Genomic DNA, 17,453 nt, shown 5'->3' on the forward strand with positions numbered 1-17,453 from the left:
AGTCATGGAACTGCAAGAGCGTCATCCGCTGTGCGCCACGATGCGTGCGCGGGTACTGGAAGAGCTGGCGCGCATAGAGCGCGAGCGCAATGTCACCGTTTTGTATGCCTGTGAGTCAGGCAGCCGGGCCTGGGGTTTTGCCTCGACCGACAGCGATTACGACGTGCGGTTTGTTTATGTGGAGAAGCCCGAGTGGTTCGTCCAGGTCGATACGCCGCGTGATGTGATCGAACGTCCGCTGGACGATGAACTCGACGTCAGTGGCTGGGAACTGCGCAAGACCCTCGGGTTGTTGCGCAAGTCCAATCCGACCTTGCTGGAGTGGCTCGACTCGCCGCTGGTTTATCGCAGTGAAACCGCGCAAGTGGCACAGCTGCGCGAACTCGCCGAAGCGTTCTACAGCCCGCCAGCGGCGCGTAATCACTATCTGTCGATGGCGAAGAAGAACTTTCGCGGTTACCTGCAAGGTGAAACCGTCCGTTTCAAGAAGTACTTCTACGTGCTGCGGCCACTGCTGGCGGTGCGCTGGATCGACCAAGGCCGAGGGCGGCCACCGATGACGTTCGCCGACCTGCTGACCACCGTCGACGACCGCGCGCTGCTCGCTGAAATCGACGAACTGCTGGCCCTCAAACGCAATGCCGACGAGAGCGCCTACGGGCCGCGTCGTCCGGCGTTGCACGGGTTCATCGCCGCCGAGCTTGAGCGCGAAGTGCCCACATTACTCAGAACTCAGGAAGACTCGCGACGGCTGGATCAGTACCTCAGGGATACCGTCGGGCTGTACGCGTAAGGAATGCAATGAAACAGGAAGTGATAGAACTGGACGGTGCCATCGGTGGCGGCCAGGTGTTGCGCAGTGCCTTGAGCCTGTCGATGCTGACAGGCCGGGCGTTTCGCATTAAACAGATCCGCGCCAAACGCAGCCGTCCGGGATTGCTCAGGCAACATTTGACGGCGGTCATGGCGGCGGCCGAGGTCTGCGGCGCGACGGTTTCCGGTGCGCAGTTGGGCTCGCAAGCGTTGAGCTTTGAACCCGGCGCGATTCGCTCTGGCGATTACCAGTTCGCCATCGGCACGGCCGGCAGTTGCACGCTGGTTTTGCAGACCTTGTTGCCAGCGCTGTTGCGGGCACCGCTGGCGAGTCGGGTGCGCATCTCGGGTGGCACGCATAATCCGCTGGCGCCGCCGACCGATTTCCTCACGCGCAGTTGGCTGCCGTTGCTGCGGCGTATGGGCGCCAACGTTGAGCTGGACTTGTTGAAACATGGATTTGTCCCGGCAGGCGGTGGCGAGATTGAAGTGAACGTGCAGCCGTCGAACCTGACGCGGTTGGACCTGTGTGAACGCGGCGAGGCGATTTCGCAACAGGCATCGGCGCTGACTGCCGGGCTGGCACCGACGGTGGCCGAACGTGAGTTGAGCCAAGTGGCCAAGCGTTTGAGTCTGCCGCCTGCGGCGCTGCAACATGTCACGCTCGATCCGGCGCGGGGGCCGGGCAATGTGTTGTTGCTGGAGTACGCATTCGAGCACGTCACCGAGGTGTTCAGCGCGTTTGGCCAAGTGTCGCTACGGGCTGAAAAAGTGGCCGACACCGCGATCAATCAGGCTGCCGACTGGTTGCGCAGTGGTGCTGCGGTGGCCGAGCACCTTGCCGATCAGTTGCTGCTGCCAATGGCGCTGGCCGGTGGCGGCTCCTTCACTACGCCGCGCATGACCGAGCATCTGCACAGCAATATCGCAGTAATAGAGTTGTTTTTGCCGGTTCGCATTGACTGTCGGGAGGAGGGCGCTGATCGATTGCGCGTTGAGGTCAGCGCCAATTGATAGTCCGCCTAGGGGCGGTGGGATTTCATCAGGAAATCCCACCGCCCTTTTTTACGTCCGCAAAAAACTCGCGAAAGGCGGCAAATTGCTGGCCCCCGGATTTTCGCTTCCCCGGCAAAATCGCCTTTTTTCAAAAGGTTAGGTTGGCTCTATGCGGACGATTGTCATCACCGTTGCAACGCTTTCCCTGGCTGTTTTCGCGGTGGGGGTGCAGGCGAAAGAACTGAGCAAAAGCCATCGCTTTGCCTGCACCTGGGGCTCGGACATTGCTGCCGGTGCCCAGCAATCGAAGTTGTCGGGCGTCTCGCTTTATGGCGCACGCAAACAATTGCAGGTGCGCCGCTTCCAGCAACCGTGGATGCGCATGACCGCGATGGGGATTACCGAGCAAACCTACAACAGCACGTCGAAGCTCAAGCCGGCGGCGGTTAAGCAGACGTATTACGAACAATGCGTACGCCACGAACTGGCCCAGCGATAACGCAGAAAGCCCAATCTTTTCAGGTTGGGCTTTTTCATGCCTGAGGAAATGTCAGGGTTACTTTTCGCTCTCGCAATTGACCATCCACGATACGCCAAAGCGATCCACCAGCATGCCGAAACGCACCGCCCAGAAAGTCGCTTCCAGTGGCATATCCACGCGACCGTCCTTGGCCAGTGCGTTAAACACGCGCTCGGCCTCGGCAATGCTGTCGACATTCAGAGAAATCGAGCAGCCGCTCATGCCTTGGGTCGGGCGGTCGGGCGTGGTGTCCGAGGCCATGATCATCTGATCACCCACTTTCAGACAGGTGTGGATGATCAGAGAGTGATGCTCTTTGGGCACATGCTCGGCGGCGGGTGTCTCGCCGAACGTCATCATCGCCTCAAGCTTCCCTTGCAAGGCTTGCTCGTAAAAGGTGAAGGCCTCGCGGCAGTCACCGTTGAAGATCAGGTACGGGTTGATTTTCATCTCTCTGCTCCCGGCAGTCAGGCGCGGAGCGTGGCGAGGGTTCGCCGGGTTCCGCGATGGCGGTTAAAACATAGCAGAGCGTTGGACGTCGGGACGGGCAGAGTCTTACAGACGTTTTTCTTATGAGAAATGCTGGGCTTAGCACTGCACTGAGCTGCTTAATCGACGATGACGCGATCGTTGCCCAGGCAAATTGACAATTGATGGCCTTGTTTATCGAATGCGCAACTCGGCAGCGGCTTTTGCAGGGCGTTGATTATCGGAAACCCGACAAACAACAGGGCGATCAGCAGTGCCACGACGAACTGGCCGATGAGGAGAGGGCGGGACGGTAGAGTGGTGGTCTTGAAGCGCGGGCGCAGGAACAGCCCCAAGGCCAGAAAGGCGGCACCGGTCAACATGGCTCGGCCGATTTCGTCTGGACTGACGCTATAGATCAACTGATCCGCATTGTCTGGATAGTTGAGGTAGCAAAAGGTGCCAATGCCCAAGGTAGAAACGCCTGCGCCGACGCAGGCACAAATCGATCCCGGCGCGCGCAAGATCAAGGTCAACAACAACCCCGTCACGGCCATGAGCCAGCCACCGTTGAGCACTAGCCCGTTCATGCCGCCCATCAAGGTGCCGCCGACGTCGGTCGGTTTCAATAGCTTCCAGTCAGTGAAAACGATGTGCGCCAGCAGTGACAGCGCGGCAAGCCAGCAGATCAGGTAGTAAATCCATAGAGCTTTGGGGCGGGTTAACACACGCAGTCCTTTTCGTGGTGTCGGGGAGGGCGCCAGTATGCCGAGGAACCTTTGCGGTGTGAAGTTCAGTGGTGGCGCTGGAGTACCATGAGCCACTGTCATCATCTGCAGAGCTTATTACCGCATGCCTGATCTATCGCGTATTACCTCTTTGTTCGATCAGGCGCAACGAGCCATGCGACTGGTCTGGGAAACGTCGCGTGGCTTGTTTCTGGGGTTGGTGCTGGCAACGCTGGTGGCCGGCTTGCTGCCAGCACTGGCGGCATGGCTGGGCCAGCGGATTGTCGATGCCGTGGTGGCGGCGATGCAGTTGCACGCGCAACACGGCAGTGCGCCGCTGTGGCCAGTGTTGCGTTATGTGTTGCTGGAGGCGGGGGTGTTGGCAATGTTGTCCGGCACACAACGGGCACTCTCGGTGCAGCAGTCGTTGTTGCGGGTGCAACTGGGGCAGAAGGTCAATACGCTGATCCTGGAAAAAGCGCAGACCCTGTCACTGGTGCAGTTCGAGAACTCCGAGTTCTACGACAAACTGGTGCGTGTCCGTCGCGAGGCTTCGACCCGGCCACTGGCGCTGGTGATGAAGTCGTTGGGACTGATTCAGAACCTGATCATGCTGATCAGCTTTGGTGTGCTGCTGGTGCACTTTTCCCCTTGGGCGCTGGTGCTGCTGGTGGTCGGCGCGTTGCCGGTGTTCTTCGCCGAGGCGCATTTTTCCGGTGACGCCTTTCGACTGTTCACCCGCCGCGCGCCGGAGAGTCGGCAGCAGAGCTACATCGAAACCTTGCTGTCCCACGAAACCTATATCAAAGAGGTCAAACTGTTCGGCTTTGCACCGTTGCTGCTGCAACGCTACCGCGACACGTTCGCCAGGCTGTATGCCGAAGACCGGCGTTTGACGTTGCGGCGCGATGGCTGGGGTTTCGGTCTCGGCCTGCTCGGCACTGCGGCTTTCTACGTGGCCTATGCCTGGGTGGTGATCGATGCCGTGCACGGCCAGATCAGTCTCGGCCAGATGACCATGTATCTGGTGCTGTTCAAGCAAGGCCAAAGTGCGGTGAGCAGCAGTTTGAGTGCGATCAGCGGCCTGTACGAAGACGGCCTCTACCTGACGAGTCTTTATGAATACCTGGCCGAACCGGTGCAGGTCGATACCGGCCACCTGACGGTCGGAGCCTGCCCGGGCGATGGTTTGCGTTTCGAAAACGTCGGTTTCCGTTACCCCGGTGCCAGTCGGCCAGCGCTGGAAAACATTGATCTGCAACTGGTGCCAGGCAAGAGCGTTGCGCTGGTAGGGGAAAACGGTTCAGGCAAGACCACGCTGATCAAGTTACTGACCCGGCTCTACCGCCCTGATCAAGGGCGCATCCTGCTCGACGGCAGCGATTTGCAGGATTGGCAGGAAACCGCGCTACGTCGACGTATAGGCGTGATTTTTCAGGACTACATCCGCTACCAGTTCAGCGTCGGAGAAAACATTGGCGTCGGCGATACCTTGGCGTTCAACGACGCGCAACGCTGGAAAGAGGCGGCTGCCCAAGGGATGGCGGCACCCTTTATTGAAGGACTGGACAAGGGCTATGCCACGCAATTGGGACGCTGGTTTGCCGGTGGCCAGGAATTGTCTGGCGGGCAGTGGCAGAAGATTGCCTTGTCCCGCGCGTACATGCGCCGTGAAGCCGACATTCTGATCCTCGATGAGCCGACTTCCGCCCTTGATCCGGCGGCCGAAGCGGCGGTGTTCGAGCATTTCAGCCAGCACAGCGAAGGGCGCATGACCTTGCTGATTTCCCATCGTTTTTCCAGCGTGCGCAATGCCGACCACATCATCGTGCTGCAACAAGGCCAAATCCTCGAGCAGGGCGGCCACGATCAACTGATCGCCGCTGACGGGCATTACGCGCAACTGTTCGATTTGCAGGCTCGCGGCTACCGTTAAGTGTCCCGTCCGTTGCGAACAGTCGTAGGTCCGGCCACTCGAGGGGCCGGTTTACTCTGCATCAGGCTGTCGAGCGCCTTGCGATAATTCTGCCCACCCAGCGCCATGCTGTTGTTGTGCGTCGCGCCGGGCACCAACAGTAAACGCTTGGGTTGTTGCGCGGCGTTGAACAGTTGTTCGCTGAAGCGCGGTGGCACGAAAGCGTCGGCCAGACCGTGCACCACCAGCAGTGGCATATGAATGTCGGCAATCTTGTCGATCGAATCGAATTTCTGCGAGAGCAGCCAGCGTACCGGCAGGGAAGTGTTGGCCACGGAGGCGGCAACATCCGCCAGCGTGGTGAAAGTGGACTCGATCACCAGCCCGCGCACAGGAAGCGCGGAATGATCGCGGGCGGCGGTCTGCCCGAGTTCTGCGGCCAGATCGATGGCCACAGCGCCACCGAGGGAGTGCCCATAGATCAGACGTTTGGCCGGATCCGGTTGCAGCAGTTTGAAACGCTCCCACGCCACACGCGCGTCTTCGTAGACACTGCTTTCCGATGGCAGATCACCGTGACTCTTGCCGAAGCCGCGATAGTCGATGGCCAGCACCGAATAACCCGCCGCGCGCAATTGTTCGATGCGGAACAGTTGCCCGGTGAGATTCCAGCGTACGCCGTGCAAATAAAGAATGGCCGGCGCATTGGCCTTTTCCGCCGGCCACCACCAGGCATGAATGTTCTGCCCGGCCTTGAAACTCTTCGGTTGCAGGTCGAGTTCCTGCACGCTGCCGGGCAAGCCGTGATACCAGCCGGCCGTGCCCGGTTCGATGCGAAACAGCAGTTTGCGTTCGGTGTGTTCAAGCACGGCACAACTGGTCGGCACGCCGATAATCAGCGCGACCATGCAGGCGAACGCCAAACGGCGGCGGCGCAGACGCGTCATGAAGGACAGGAACATTAAACGTTTCACTCAGGCGCAGACAAAGAAGGCTTTTTACCAGATGCCTCGCTCTGCGCGTGAGTTTTTCGACCACCGCCCCGGCGCAACAATTACCAAATGCTGCAAACACTCACACGACCTGCAGCACGATCTTGCCGATATGGTCGCCAGCCTCCATGTGCGCGTGAGCCTGAGCGGCGTCGGCGAGAGGGTAGACCTTGTCGATCATCGGTAGACAGCGCCCGGCAGACAGTGCCGGCCATACGTGCTCACGCAGTTGATCGGCAATCGCGGCTTTTTCGACAGCGGTGCGGGCGCGCAAGAGAGAGCCGGTGATGACCGCGCGTTTGGCCATCATTGCCAACAAATCAAAATCGTTGGCCCGCGCGCCGCCGAGAAAGCCGAGCATGACCAAACGGCCATCCATCGCCAGGGCGCTGACGTTATCGTTGAGGTACGAGCCGCCCATGATGTCGAGGATCACATTGACGCCCTGGCCTGCGGTTTTATCGGCGATGACCTGTGCGAATTTCTCATCGCGGTAATTGATCGCTTCGCCACCCAGATCGCGAATTGCCGCGCATTTGTCCGGGCTACCGGCGGTGGCGAACGCTTCTATACCGAATTCGCGGCAGAGCATCAGTGCGGTAGTGCCGATGCCGCTGGTGCCACCGTGAATCAGCGCGCGTTTACCACGGCTGGCGCCGCCGAGGCCGAACAGGTTGGCCCATACGGTAAAGAAGGTTTCCGGGATCGCGGCGGCGTGCACCCAGTCCAGGCCGTCGGGAATCGCCAGGGTCTGGCCGGCCGGGACGGCGCAGTATTCGGCATAACCGCCGCCATTGGTCAGCGCGCAGACTTTGTCGCCCACGGCGAACTGACTGACACCCGCTCCGAGTGCGACGACTTCGCCGGCCACCTCCAGACCGGGGATCGGGTTCATGCCGGGTTTCATCGGGTATTTGCCGGCCCGTTGCAAGGCGTCCGGCCGGTTGATTCCGGCGGCGTGGACGCGGATCAGCACCTCGCCATCTGCGGCGACCGGCAGCGGCACGCGTCGCGGTTGCAAGACCTCGGGGCCGCCGGGCTCGGTAATTTCGATTCGGGTCATTTCATTGGGCAGGGACATATCGTTTCTCTTGGCTTGAGTTGTGTAAGTGGGAGCCTGCCGAGCAGGCAATGATTCCCTTCAATGTGCACAGCAGCGCTGCTCAATAGGGGCGGGCAGCCATTTCATGGCTTGTTCCAGCAGCAGCGCCACGACGATCGCGCCTGCGGCAATGATGAACAATAATGCGTGATGACCGCCGCTGGCATTGAACAGCGCCGAGTAGGCAAAACCGGCCAGCGCCTGAAACGTAGCGAACGACACCGTGGCGCGGCTCCAGGCGATTTGCTGGCGATGATGCTCTGGCACCAGCTCATGCACGCGGGCCAGCGCCAGCGGCACAATGCCGGGCGGAAATGAACCGAGAATCACCGCCAGCAATGCCAGTGCCAGAAACGAGTGAGTCAGCGCCAGCAATCCAAGGGCAATCGCCTGCACCACCAGCACCAGGCGAATGCCGGACCGCGCGCCAAGCTGATCGGCGAGAAAGCCATAACTCACCGGGCCGACAATTGCGCCCAGGCCATACATCACCCAGATCAGCGCGCCGATATGCGCGCCGGCGCCGAGTCCACGCGCCACGTAATCCACCAGAAATACCATCGCCGGAACTAGGCCGGCAGCCATAAAGGCGTATTGGGCGAACAGCAAGTACACACCGCGCGGTGTCGGTTCTGCGGACACCGTTTCCTGTGCAACGACCGGGTGCAGGAAATCAGACGGCCAGCCAAACCAGCTCAGCGCCGTCAGCAACAGGGCCAAAGCCCCGAGGCCCAGCCACGTCGCCTGCAAACCCAGGCTCAACAGCGGCGGCACAAGCGTCCCGGAGCCGGCAATGCCGAGACCGATGCCGAGGAAGATCGAGCCACTGGCCAGCCCTTTACGCGCCGCCGGAACATGCGGCAGTACCGTCGCGGCGACCAGCACCATGATCGCGCCACCGGCAATCCCCGACAGCAGCCGCCAGCCGAAGAACCAGCTCACCGACAACGGAAACGCGCAGGCAAAAAATGCGGCGGTGACGATCAGCATCATCAGCCGCAAGGCGTTTTTATTGCCGAGTTGACGCGCTGCCGGCCGGCCCAGCAGGGCGCCGATCAGATAACCCACCAGATTGGCCGCGCCGAGGTAGACCACATCATTGGCGCTAAACCACTGCGCTTCAATCAGCGCAGGAATCAACGGCGTGTAAGCGAAACGCGCCAGCCCGATGCTGACCAGGCTGGCGCACAGGCCAGCAAAGATCGGCAACCAGATACCGGTGGAGGTTGAAGTGCGCATGATAGCGATCTCGCGGAAGGTTTATGACGCTCAGCATATCGGCTATCTTTGCTGCGTTAATGCAGCGATTAAGCGGCGCGCTGATGCGTATTTGCATCATACGGAGGCAGCATGAATTGGGATGACGCACGGGTATTTCTCGCCGTTTGCCGCGAGTCGACGCTACGTGGCGCTGCACGGGTTTTGGGGGTGGATCAGGCCACTGTCGGGCGACGGATCACGGCGCTGGAAAAGTCCCTGAGCGCGACGTTGTTCCTGCGTACCTCTGATGGGTACGCGTTGACGGCGGTCGGCGAAGCAGCGCTTAAAAGCGTTGAGAAAATGGAGCATTCGGCGCTGGAGCTGGAGCGGCAGATTCAAGGCCTGGACGATCGCCTGACCGGCACGGTACGCGTCAGTACTACGGATTCGCTGGCGATCGACTTTCTGATCCCGGCCATTGCCCGCTTGCACGAGCAGCACCCGGACGTGCACGTGCAACTGGACGCGTCCACGCAGATCCTCAGCCTGGCCAAGCGCGAGGCGGATATCGCCGTGCGCAACACCCGGCCGGACAATCCTGACCTGATCGCCCGGCGCATTGCCCGATGGCCAGTGGGGCTGTTCGCCTCTCAAGCCTATATAGACGCCAATGGCGTGCCGCAGCCGGACACGGCGTTCGAAGGGCATGATCTGGTGGTCTATCAACCGTATCTGCAAAGCAAAAAGGACCTGACCCTGGTGTCGGAGCCGTTGAGTCGCGGTCGGATCGTCGCCAGCCTCAGTTCCAGTTTGCTCGTCCGTCGTTCGATTGCAGCAGGGTTGGGTGTAGGAGAAATCCCGGTGTACATGGGCGAGCGCGATGGCTTGATCAGGCTCTGGTCGGAGCGCACTACGCCGCTCCCGTATGAGGTATGGCTGGTAACCCATGCGGACCTGCGCCATACCGCGCGGGTGAGGGCGGTGATTGAGCAGATTGTCGACGTGTTCGCGTCGGAGAATGAGTAGGTAGAGGCTGTTTTGGCAGGGCTACAACCTCTGACGAAACGGCCTACACCAGAGGCAGAATCTCCCGGCTTGTGAGCCTGTTGAATGGGGCCTATTGTTTCGGCATGTCGGTGAGGGGCGTAGGGCTCGCACTGATGTTGATACCAGGGAAGGTATTGGTAAACCCAGGAAGGTGCCGAATTGAGAACCACGGAATTCAGTCAAAATCCAATCAGTGACCTATCGAGTAAAGGTCGGAATACTCAAACCATGAACGCTATAAGCCGTGAAGAGTTCAATGCCAGGATCGAGACCATTGAGACGAGGATGGATGCTCGGTTCGAGGGTGTGTCGGCAAAAATCGATGCTTATCTTTTGACTCAGGCGGAGAGGGACAAACGGTACGATTTGATGTGGGACGGCGTACAAAAAATCGCCGAAGAGTCAAAAGAAGCCATCAAACAAGCCTCGACAGTGAAGGCGCATTACTGGGCGACGACAGCCGTCCATTTCCTCGGAATGATCACCGTCGTTGTGGGGGCGCACTTTGCCAATCAGGCAGCGGTGTTAACCACCTTGCAGACGACACTCGCTGCGATCCAGGTAGGTAAGGATATAGGCGCACCAAGACCTGCTTCGCAACAAGCACCCGAATCAGCACAATAGAAAACGGCCTTCAAAGAAGGCCGTTTTTGTGGGCGTTGAAACGCAGCGTTATGGCATCTCTGGCAATTCCTGCGGCCGCAGGTCGAATACCAGCACTTCGGCATCGACACCGTTGCTCAAAGTCAGCAACTGTTCTTCGCGAACCCGTACGCCGTCACCTTCCTGCAATGGCTGGCCGTTGAGCTCAACACTGCCGCGCGCCACATGCACATAGGCATAGCGGTTGGCCGCCAGTTCCAGCGTGGCGCTTTCCTTGCCGTCGAACAACCCGGCGAAGACCCGTGCATCCTGACGCACCTTGAGCGAGCCGTGCTTGCCGTCCGGCGAAATGATCAACTGCAGGCGACCGCGTTTTTTCTCGGCGCTGAAATGCTCCTGTTGATAGCGCGGTTTGGCGCCGCTGACGTCCGGCACGATCCAGATCTGCAGGAAGTGCACCGGTTTGCTCGCCGAATGGTTGAACTCACTGTGTGCCACGCCACTGCCAGCGCTCATCAATTGCACATCACCCGGGCGGATGACTGAACCGGTGCCCAGCGTGTCCTTGTGTTCCAGCGCACCTTCCAGCACGTAGGAAAAAATCTCCATGTCGCGATGCGGGTGCTGGCCGAAGCCTTTACCGGCGGCAACTCGGTCATCGTTGATCACCAGCAGGTCGGAAAAACCCTGTTCGCGAGGGTCGCGATAGCTGGCAAAGGAAAAGGTGTGAAAGGACTTCAACCAGCCATGATTGGCGAGGCCACGATCGGAGGCTTTGCGAAGGGTCAGCATGATGAAATCTCCTTGCGGGACGTGAATTCGTCCGAGTGAGGAGAAGGTTACTGTTTACTGATCGACGCAATAAGTAGATGAGAATTGAAAGACTGTCCCTTTCAGGTTGACAGTTTTGCGATAGCCGTCACACAAAACTTTTGCGCTCAAACGGCTACAGTTGGCCATAATGTCTGGTCTGTATCATGTCTCTCTGATCTAAGTGATGTCTGCCCATGAAAACCGTGGCAATGGTGCTGTTCCCCGACTTTCTTCTGCTCGACATGGCCGGGCCATTGGAGGTTTTTTCGGTTGCCAATCGCTACCTGAAAGCCGAAGCGCATTATCAATTGATCACGCTTGGCACTGAACGTGGCCCACTTCGGGCATCCAATGGCGTGTTGGTGCATGCCGACGCGACCATCGATGACAACACCGAACATTATGATCTGCTGTTGGTACCGGGCGGCCCGGGTGCCTACAACCAACAATTTCCGGCGCTGTTCGCGTGGCTCAAGGGCGCGGTCCAGCGCGTCGAGTATTACGGTTCGATCTGCACCGGCGCCTTTGTACTAGGCCATGCCGGATTGCTTGACGGTTATCGGGTGACCACCCACTGGAACTACACCGAGCGCCTGATCAAGGGCTTTCCGAAAGCCCATGTCACCACGGATCAGATCTATGTCGAAGATCGCAATCTGATCACCTCGGGCGGCGTCACAGCCGGGATCGATATGGCGCTGGCCGTGATCGCCCGCGATCACGGGAAGAAACTCGCCCAGGATGTCGCCAAAGTCCTGCTGGTGGTGATGAAACGGCAGGGCGGGCAGGCGCAGTTCAGTCCGCTGATGGCCGCTGTGGCACCGCAGGAAACACCGATTACCCGCGCGCAAAGCTACGTACTGGAACATCTCGACGAAGCCTTCACGGTCGAGCGCATGGCCGCCATCGCCAACATGAGTGCGCGGCACTTTGCACGGGTGTTTGCCCGCGACATCAACATGACGCCGATGGAATTTCTGCAAAGTGCGCGCATCGACTGCGCGCGCAATCTGCTGGAAACCAGCGATCTGCCGCTGAAAACCGTGGCTTACAAAAGTGGCTTCGGCAGTGTGCGGCACATGCGTTCGCTGTTCGCTGAAAAGCTCGGCCTGACCCCGGCGCAATACCGCGAACAGTTCAGCTAGAGCGCTGGTGTCCGTCTGGCGCACCCGGATGTCCGTGTTGCGCCCCGTGTAGCGGTTGTCGCGTCATCTGAGGCTGCCAAGATGGTTGGCATGGATAGCCTCATTGATTTGAACACGGCGTCGGTGCTGCATTTCGGCCCTTACGCCTTCCACCTGCGCCAACGGCTGATACTCGATGGAGATCGGCCCTTGCGCATGGGCGGGCGTGCGCTGGACATTCTGCAAGTGCTGGTCGAGCGTGCCGGTCGAGTGGTCAGGAAGGAGCAATTGATCGCTCTGGTATGGCCCACGTCGGTGGTCGAGGAGATCAACCTGCGCGTACACATCGCTGCGCTTCGGCGGGCCTTGGGTGACGGTGAAAACGGTCAGCGCTACATCGTCAACGTGCCGCAATGCGGTTACAGCTTTATCGCCCCGGTGCGTTGCGACAGCGTTGCGCAAGTGGTCTTCGAGAACTTGCAAACGCCCCAGCATAATTTGCCGGCGCGACTGACCTCCGTCACCGGTCGCGACTCGCTGGTTGGCGGGTTGGTGCGACAAATGCCGCTGTGTCGGCTGATGACTCTCACGGGAGCGGCCGGGGTGGGTAAATCCACTGTCGCGTTGCGGGTCGCGGAATTGCTGTTGCAGTACTACAGAGATGGCGTGTGGCAGATTGATCTTGGTTTGATCGACGACGACACACCGCTGCTCAATCATGTGCTGCGCACCCTCGAAAGCGACTTGCCCGGACTGTCGACCCGCCATGCGTTGCTGCTGCTGGATAACTGTGACCACCGCAGCGACGCTTGCAGAGCAGCGGTTGAAACGTTGCTCGAGGCAGCTCCCCGACTGTCGATTCTCGCCACCAGCCGCGAGGCCTTGCAGGTCAGTCTGGAAACCCATAAATGCGTGCCACCGCTGACCCTGCCAAAACGCTCGGCAGGCGATTGCCTCCCTGAAGCCATGGGCCATTCTGCGGTGCAGTTGTTCGTCAGTCGTGCCCGGGCGCGCCAGCATGATTTCAGCCTGCGCGAGCAGGACGTCAAAGTCGTGGTCGAGATCTGTCGCCAACTCGACGGTTTACCGCTGGCGATCGAACTGGCGGCGGCGCAGATCGATGCACTGGCGTTGGTCGGCTTACAGGCGCAAATAGCCAACGGCCTGCAAGTGCTCAGCCATGGCCGGCGCACCGCAGTGTCGCGGCACCAATCCATGCAGGCGGCACTCGACTGGAGCTATCAACGCTTGAGTGAGCAGGAACAAATCGTGCTGCAGCGTTTATCGGTGTTCAAAATGGCGTTTACGCTGGAGGCGGCGCTGGCGGTGATCAGTTGTCCGAACCTGGCTCCGCAGAGGCTTGCCGCGATTATCGACGGCCTGGCGCAAAAGTCATTGTTGACGGTGGAGCGGGGCGGCAGTGCAGGTCGATACCGGATGCTCAACACCACCCGCTGCTATGCCCGCGAGCAACTGGAGCGCAGCGGTGAAGGGATTGAGCTTGAACGCCGGCATATGCGTTACATCAACCGGACTCGCCAGGCTTCAGACGTGCACGTGCTCGCGTAGTTCGTCGATCAGCAAGCGCACCTTGCGCAAGTCCGGGGTCGCGTAGCCTTCGGTGAAGCGTTGATAGATCGGGCTGAGCAAATCCAGCGCCTCGCGATAGCGCGACTGGCGCTGCCAGAGTTTCGCCAGTGACGTGGCACTGCGCAGTTCCCAGGCGAGCGCGCCTTGGTTGCGAGCGATGGTCAGGGATTGTTGCAGGAGTGCTTCGGCTTCCTGAATGGCCCCTTCGCGAGCAGGCTCGCTCCCACAGAGATTTTGGGTGTGCTCAGACCCCATGTGGGAGCGAGCCTGCTCGCGAAGAGGCCCGCCCAGACAACCCATCTCACCATTCAATAACGCATTCGCCCGAGCCCGCAAAATCTCCGCCGTGCTCCACCCCGCATCCCCACTCAACGCCCGCTCAACCAGCGCGTCATCCACAAAACTGCCATCCAGCGTGACCATGATTTCCCGAATCAGCCCACTGCTGTCCTTCGGCACGGGCATGCTGGTTTGCGTGTCGATCACTTGCGCATAGTGCCGCGCCCAGGTGTTGAACAGCAGCACCGAATGTTTCTGCGACTGTTCGAGCAGCAACTGCAACAGCGCCCGGGCGTTTTGCTGATCGCCGTTGTAATGGGCGATCAGGCAACTGGCCAGCGCCAGGGTGTAGCAAATCGAAGTGCCATGGTCGATCTGTACGGCGATGTCCAGCGCCTGCCGCGCCGTGCGCCACGCTTGCTCCGGCAGTCCCTGCATCCACAGTACACGCGCCAGCACCGTCAGTGACGCGACACTCTGGTCGTATTGCACGCCAAAACCGTGAGTGAAGCGGTTGACATGGCCGCTCTGCGCCATGCACTGAAGCACCTGCTCGGCATGAATGCGCGCCTGCAATTGGTCGCCGGCATAATGCAGGGCCAATACGCGCAAGCGGTGGGTACTCAGTGACAACAACGGGTCGCCGTGCAGACCGAGCCGGTCGAAGTGCTCACTCTGTGCCAGCGCCATGCGGTAGTGGCCGCAGCTGAGATTGACCGCCATGTGCCCGGACACCGCGCGCAGTTGCCCGGCGACGTCATCGTTTTCGTGCGCCAACCGGCGGGCATCGGCGAACGCTTCGATGGTCTCTGCAGTACCGCCCCACGTGTGATAACAGGCACTGCCGAGGGCCAGTTTCAGCGCAACTTTCAGGCGCAGGCAGGGTTCGCCGAGTTCATCAAGCAGGCTCAGCGCTCGCCGGACATAGCCGCCGTACTCCTTGAGCAGCGACAACTCTTGCCACAAGGGTGCCGACGCTGCCGTCAGGCGAATCCCCAAACCACCCGGGCCGATACCGTTCAGGCACCAGTCCAGTGCTGCTCGCAGATCTTCCAGCCCTCGTGCGTAACGCTCGATCCACAATAGCGTTGGCGTGTTTTCCCAATCGTTTTGCGCCTGCTGCATCAACGCGAGGCAACGTTCGGCATGGCGCTCACGGGTTTCCGCGCATTCAGCTGCGTGCTCGAGTTTTTCCAGGGCGTAGCGGCGGGTCGTGTCGAGCAGGCGATAGAACACCTCTTCGTCACCGACTTCGACGCTGAGCAGGGATTTGGCCACCAGTTGGGTGATTGATACAAACACCATGCTGGGGTCGATTTGTTGGCCGACGATAACGGCGGCCGCCGATTCCAGGGTAAAACCGCCGCGAAATACGCCCAGGCGGCGCAGACAGGTTTGTTCGCATCGGTCGAGCAGATTGAAACTCCAGTCCAGCGTGGCGCGCAGGGTGAGGTGGCGCTCAAGACTGTTTTGATTGCCCGCTGCCAACGGCGGCAAGCGACCCTGTAACTGGCTCAGCAGACCGTCCAGACCCAGTTCGGCGACCTGCGCTGCTGCCAGCTCAAGCGCCAGTGGAATGCCATCGAGCCGATGGCAGATCTCGATCGCTTGGGGCAACTGGGTATCGCTCAGCTCGAAGCTTTCCTGCGTGGCCGTCGCTCGTTCGACGAACAATTGCAGCGCCGAAAAATTCAGCGTTTGCTCACGATTCAGCGTCGTCGTCATCGGCGGGTATTCGAGGGAGTCCAGACGCTGCACGTATTCACCTTCGGCTCGCAGACTTTCGCGGCTGGTGGCGAGGATATGCACGTGCGGCGCTCCGCGCAGAATGCTTTCACTGAGCGCCGCAATGGCATCAATCAAATGCTCGCAGTTGTCGAGCAGCAACAGCATCTGGCGCTGTTGCAGGCCTTTGACCAGCGCTGTCTGCGGGTCGCCTTCGAGGAGCGCCAGATCAAGCAGGGCGGCCAGGTGTGAACAGATCAGCCGGGGATCGCTCAGAGGTGCCAGATCCACCAGACGAATGCCATCGCGGTAATGCCCGATCAACTGCTCGGCCACACGCAAGGCCACCGTGGTTTTGCCGATCCCACCGGGGCCGACCAGGGTGATGCAGCGTTGACGCGGTAACTGCGTCATCAAGCTGTCGACCAGTGGCTGGCGGCCGATCATCCGCGTGCGCCGCAAGGGCAGGTTGTGCCGACCGCCAACATCGCCCACAGGACGCTCCTCCATGGATTCCAGCAACACTGGCGCGACAAAACTGTAGCCCCGTTGCGCCACGGTGATGATGTAACGCTGGCCGGCCTGACCGTCACCGAGGGCTTTGCGCAGTGCCGCCATGTGCACACGCAAGTTGATGTCTTCGACCACGCTGTCCGGCCAGACTCCGGCCATCAATTGCTGCTTGCTCACCACTTCGCCGGCGTGGGCCAGCAGAATCAGGAGGATGTCCATCGCCCGTCGGCCCAGACGTAACGGCTGCTCGCCTTCGAGCACCCGCCGTTGTCCGGGATGAATCCGATAGGGGCCAAAACCGAGGGCCTGATTCGGCGAAAGACTCAACAGCTCACTCCTGCGATGCTGCGGCGGACAGAGCGGAGTAGTGCCGCGCGCATGCGCAGGCCTTCTAATCCGGGGTGTCCCGGCATAATCCTCAGGTTTGAGCGTCAGTGCAACGGTTGCCGGGCTCAAAACACGGCAGGTTGTAAACGAGGAGCTTTCGGTTCCCGCATGATCTGGCAGCGCCAGGCAAACGGATTGATGCCTTCGCTGCGGGTGAACATATGGCAGAAATGCGCTTGATCGCAGAACCCGCATTCCAGGCTGATTTGCGTCAGGCTCAGGTCGGTGTGCTGGATCAGCAGCTTGGCCCGTGCGATGCGCTGGGTACGAATCCAGTCTTGCGGCGACAACCCGGTGCTGCATTTGAAGGCGCGGGAAAAATGGCTGCGTGACAGCGAACAGGCGCGGGCCAGTTCGGTGACCTCGAGGCTTTCGCCCAGACGTTCGAGGATCAGTTGTTTGACCTGTCGTTCGCGCTGCGGACTGAGCCCGCCGATCCCGGTTTTGCGTGGTGCGTTGGCAGGGGCGAGGGCGACGCTGTGCTGTGAGTGAGCCATGGCCAAAGTCCGTGTCGATGGGGAATGCACGGTCGGCGCATCCCCTCAGGTCAAAAAAACAACGCTGCGCAGAGGGTTTCATTGTTGGCCGAGGGCTGGAGGCTGACGAGTTAATCGTTGTTAATTTCGCTGCGAAACGGC

The 17,453-nt window shown here is 60.2% G+C and carries 16 protein-coding genes; 8 read left to right on the plus strand and 8 right to left on the minus strand.

Annotated elements, in window-relative coordinates; genetic code table 11:
- Nucleotides 1-4 precede the first annotated feature (4 nt).
- From AC5SEM_RS06885 to AC5SEM_RS06895, 3 genes are all read left to right on the plus strand, one after another.
- Nucleotides 5-793: a nucleotidyltransferase domain-containing protein gene (locus AC5SEM_RS06885; protein ID WP_495472453.1), complete on the plus strand. Its 789-nt coding sequence runs from the start codon at nt 5-7 to the stop codon at nt 791-793.
- Between the two features lie 8 nt (nt 794-801).
- Nucleotides 802-1,827 (plus strand): RNA 3'-terminal phosphate cyclase, encoded by a 1,026-nt coding sequence (gene rtcA / locus AC5SEM_RS06890; protein WP_495472454.1) that lies wholly within the window; start codon nt 802-804, stop codon nt 1,825-1,827.
- Between the two features lie 151 nt (nt 1,828-1,978).
- Nucleotides 1,979-2,308, plus strand: a complete 330-nt coding sequence (locus tag AC5SEM_RS06895; protein WP_016987808.1) for a hypothetical protein — start codon at nt 1,979-1,981, stop codon at nt 2,306-2,308.
- A gap of 57 nt (nt 2,309-2,365) precedes the next feature.
- On the opposite strand, the gene AC5SEM_RS06900 is transcribed toward AC5SEM_RS06895, so the two are convergent.
- Together AC5SEM_RS06900 and AC5SEM_RS06905 are read right to left on the minus strand one after the other, a co-directional pair.
- Nucleotides 2,366-2,779 (minus strand): VOC family protein, encoded by a 414-nt coding sequence (locus tag AC5SEM_RS06900; RefSeq protein WP_495472455.1) that lies wholly within the window; start codon nt 2,777-2,779, stop codon nt 2,366-2,368.
- Between the two features lie 158 nt (nt 2,780-2,937).
- The gene (locus AC5SEM_RS06905; protein ID WP_495472456.1) at nt 2,938-3,630 is read right to left on the minus strand and encodes a hypothetical protein; all 693 of its coding nucleotides are present in this window, start codon (nt 3,628-3,630) and stop codon (nt 2,938-2,940) included.
- 19 nt (nt 3,631-3,649) lie between these two features.
- Between AC5SEM_RS06905 and AC5SEM_RS06910 the strand changes: the two genes are divergently transcribed.
- Entirely contained in the window at nt 3,650-5,461 is a 1,812-nt protein-coding gene (locus AC5SEM_RS06910; protein WP_495472457.1) for an ABC transporter ATP-binding protein, read from the plus strand.
- On the opposite strand, the gene AC5SEM_RS06915 is transcribed toward AC5SEM_RS06910, so the two are convergent.
- From AC5SEM_RS06915 to AC5SEM_RS06925, 3 genes are all read right to left on the minus strand, one after another.
- On the minus strand, nt 5,458-6,402 hold the full coding sequence (locus tag AC5SEM_RS06915) for an alpha/beta hydrolase (RefSeq protein ID WP_495472458.1): 945 nt from the start codon (nt 6,400-6,402) through the stop codon (nt 5,458-5,460). The two genes, AC5SEM_RS06910 and AC5SEM_RS06915, sit on opposite strands and share 4 nt — an antisense overlap.
- Before the next feature lie 112 nt (nt 6,403-6,514).
- Complete coding sequence (locus tag AC5SEM_RS06920) at nt 6,515-7,513, minus strand: NAD(P)H-quinone oxidoreductase (RefSeq protein ID WP_495472459.1); 999 nt, start codon at nt 7,511-7,513, stop codon at nt 6,515-6,517.
- Nucleotides 7,514-7,573: 60 nt separating this feature from the next.
- Nucleotides 7,574-8,773, minus strand: a complete 1,200-nt coding sequence (locus tag AC5SEM_RS06925; RefSeq protein WP_495472460.1) for a YbfB/YjiJ family MFS transporter — start codon at nt 8,771-8,773, stop codon at nt 7,574-7,576.
- A 111-nt stretch (nt 8,774-8,884) separates the two neighbouring features.
- Here AC5SEM_RS06925 and AC5SEM_RS06930 point away from each other — a divergent pair, with 111 nt between their 5' ends.
- Nucleotides 8,885-9,760, plus strand: a complete 876-nt coding sequence (locus AC5SEM_RS06930) for a LysR family transcriptional regulator (RefSeq protein ID WP_495472461.1) — start codon at nt 8,885-8,887, stop codon at nt 9,758-9,760.
- Nucleotides 9,761-10,009: 249 nt separating this feature from the next.
- Nucleotides 10,010-10,405, plus strand: coding sequence for a hypothetical protein (locus AC5SEM_RS06935; protein WP_495472462.1), 396 nt, complete (start codon nt 10,010-10,012; stop codon nt 10,403-10,405).
- 48 nt (nt 10,406-10,453) lie between these two features.
- Here the strand turns inward: AC5SEM_RS06935 and AC5SEM_RS06940 are convergent, their stop codons facing one another.
- Nucleotides 10,454-11,176 (minus strand): pirin family protein, encoded by a 723-nt coding sequence (locus tag AC5SEM_RS06940; RefSeq protein ID WP_137217189.1) that lies wholly within the window; start codon nt 11,174-11,176, stop codon nt 10,454-10,456.
- 215 nt (nt 11,177-11,391) lie between these two features.
- Here AC5SEM_RS06940 and AC5SEM_RS06945 point away from each other — a divergent pair, with 215 nt between their 5' ends.
- Both AC5SEM_RS06945 and AC5SEM_RS06950 read left to right on the plus strand, forming a co-directional pair.
- Complete coding sequence (locus AC5SEM_RS06945; RefSeq protein WP_495472463.1) at nt 11,392-12,342, plus strand: GlxA family transcriptional regulator; 951 nt, start codon at nt 11,392-11,394, stop codon at nt 12,340-12,342.
- 90 nt (nt 12,343-12,432) lie between these two features.
- Nucleotides 12,433-13,890 (plus strand): ATP-binding protein, encoded by a 1,458-nt coding sequence (locus tag AC5SEM_RS06950; RefSeq protein ID WP_495472464.1) that lies wholly within the window; start codon nt 12,433-12,435, stop codon nt 13,888-13,890.
- Here the strand turns inward: AC5SEM_RS06950 and AC5SEM_RS06955 are convergent.
- Both AC5SEM_RS06955 and AC5SEM_RS06960 read right to left on the minus strand, forming a co-directional pair.
- Complete coding sequence (locus AC5SEM_RS06955; protein WP_495472465.1) at nt 13,867-16,755, minus strand: ATP-binding protein; 2,889 nt, start codon at nt 16,753-16,755, stop codon at nt 13,867-13,869. The genes AC5SEM_RS06950 and AC5SEM_RS06955 overlap by 24 nt on opposite strands.
- Nucleotides 16,756-16,880: 125 nt before the next feature.
- Nucleotides 16,881-17,312: a helix-turn-helix domain-containing protein gene (locus tag AC5SEM_RS06960; protein WP_116031109.1), complete on the minus strand. Its 432-nt coding sequence runs from the start codon at nt 17,310-17,312 to the stop codon at nt 16,881-16,883.
- Between the last annotated feature and the right edge of the window lie 141 nt (nt 17,313-17,453).

This window comes from Pseudomonas sp. CH61, assembly GCF_059429415.1.

What these genes read in the sequence shown, in the direction of transcription:
- AC5SEM_RS06885 (WP_495472453.1), top strand. Translation starts at nt 5, where the DNA reads ATGGAACTGCAAGAGCGTCATCCGCTGTGCGCCACGATGCGTGCGCGG.
- rtcA (WP_495472454.1), top strand. Translation starts at nt 802, where the DNA reads ATGAAACAGGAAGTGATAGAACTGGACGGTGCCATCGGTGGCGGCCAG.
- AC5SEM_RS06895 (WP_016987808.1), top strand. Translation starts at nt 1,979, where the DNA reads ATGCGGACGATTGTCATCACCGTTGCAACGCTTTCCCTGGCTGTTTTC.
- AC5SEM_RS06900 (WP_495472455.1), bottom strand. Translation starts at nt 2,779, where the DNA reads ATGAAAATCAACCCGTACCTGATCTTCAACGGTGACTGCCGCGAGGCC.
- AC5SEM_RS06905 (WP_495472456.1), bottom strand. Translation starts at nt 3,630, where the DNA reads ATGATGACAGTGGCTCATGGTACTCCAGCGCCACCACTGAACTTCACA.
- AC5SEM_RS06910 (WP_495472457.1), top strand. Translation starts at nt 3,650, where the DNA reads ATGCCTGATCTATCGCGTATTACCTCTTTGTTCGATCAGGCGCAACGA.
- AC5SEM_RS06915 (WP_495472458.1), bottom strand. Translation starts at nt 6,402, where the DNA reads ATGTTCCTGTCCTTCATGACGCGTCTGCGCCGCCGCCGTTTGGCGTTC.
- AC5SEM_RS06920 (WP_495472459.1), bottom strand. Translation starts at nt 7,513, where the DNA reads ATGTCCCTGCCCAATGAAATGACCCGAATCGAAATTACCGAGCCCGGC.
- AC5SEM_RS06925 (WP_495472460.1), bottom strand. Translation starts at nt 8,773, where the DNA reads ATGCGCACTTCAACCTCCACCGGTATCTGGTTGCCGATCTTTGCTGGC.
- AC5SEM_RS06930 (WP_495472461.1), top strand. Translation starts at nt 8,885, where the DNA reads ATGAATTGGGATGACGCACGGGTATTTCTCGCCGTTTGCCGCGAGTCG.
- AC5SEM_RS06935 (WP_495472462.1), top strand. Translation starts at nt 10,010, where the DNA reads ATGAACGCTATAAGCCGTGAAGAGTTCAATGCCAGGATCGAGACCATT.
- AC5SEM_RS06940 (WP_137217189.1), bottom strand. Translation starts at nt 11,176, where the DNA reads ATGCTGACCCTTCGCAAAGCCTCCGATCGTGGCCTCGCCAATCATGGC.
- AC5SEM_RS06945 (WP_495472463.1), top strand. Translation starts at nt 11,392, where the DNA reads ATGAAAACCGTGGCAATGGTGCTGTTCCCCGACTTTCTTCTGCTCGAC.
- AC5SEM_RS06950 (WP_495472464.1), top strand. Translation starts at nt 12,433, where the DNA reads ATGGATAGCCTCATTGATTTGAACACGGCGTCGGTGCTGCATTTCGGC.
- AC5SEM_RS06960 (WP_116031109.1), bottom strand. Translation starts at nt 17,312, where the DNA reads ATGGCTCACTCACAGCACAGCGTCGCCCTCGCCCCTGCCAACGCACCA.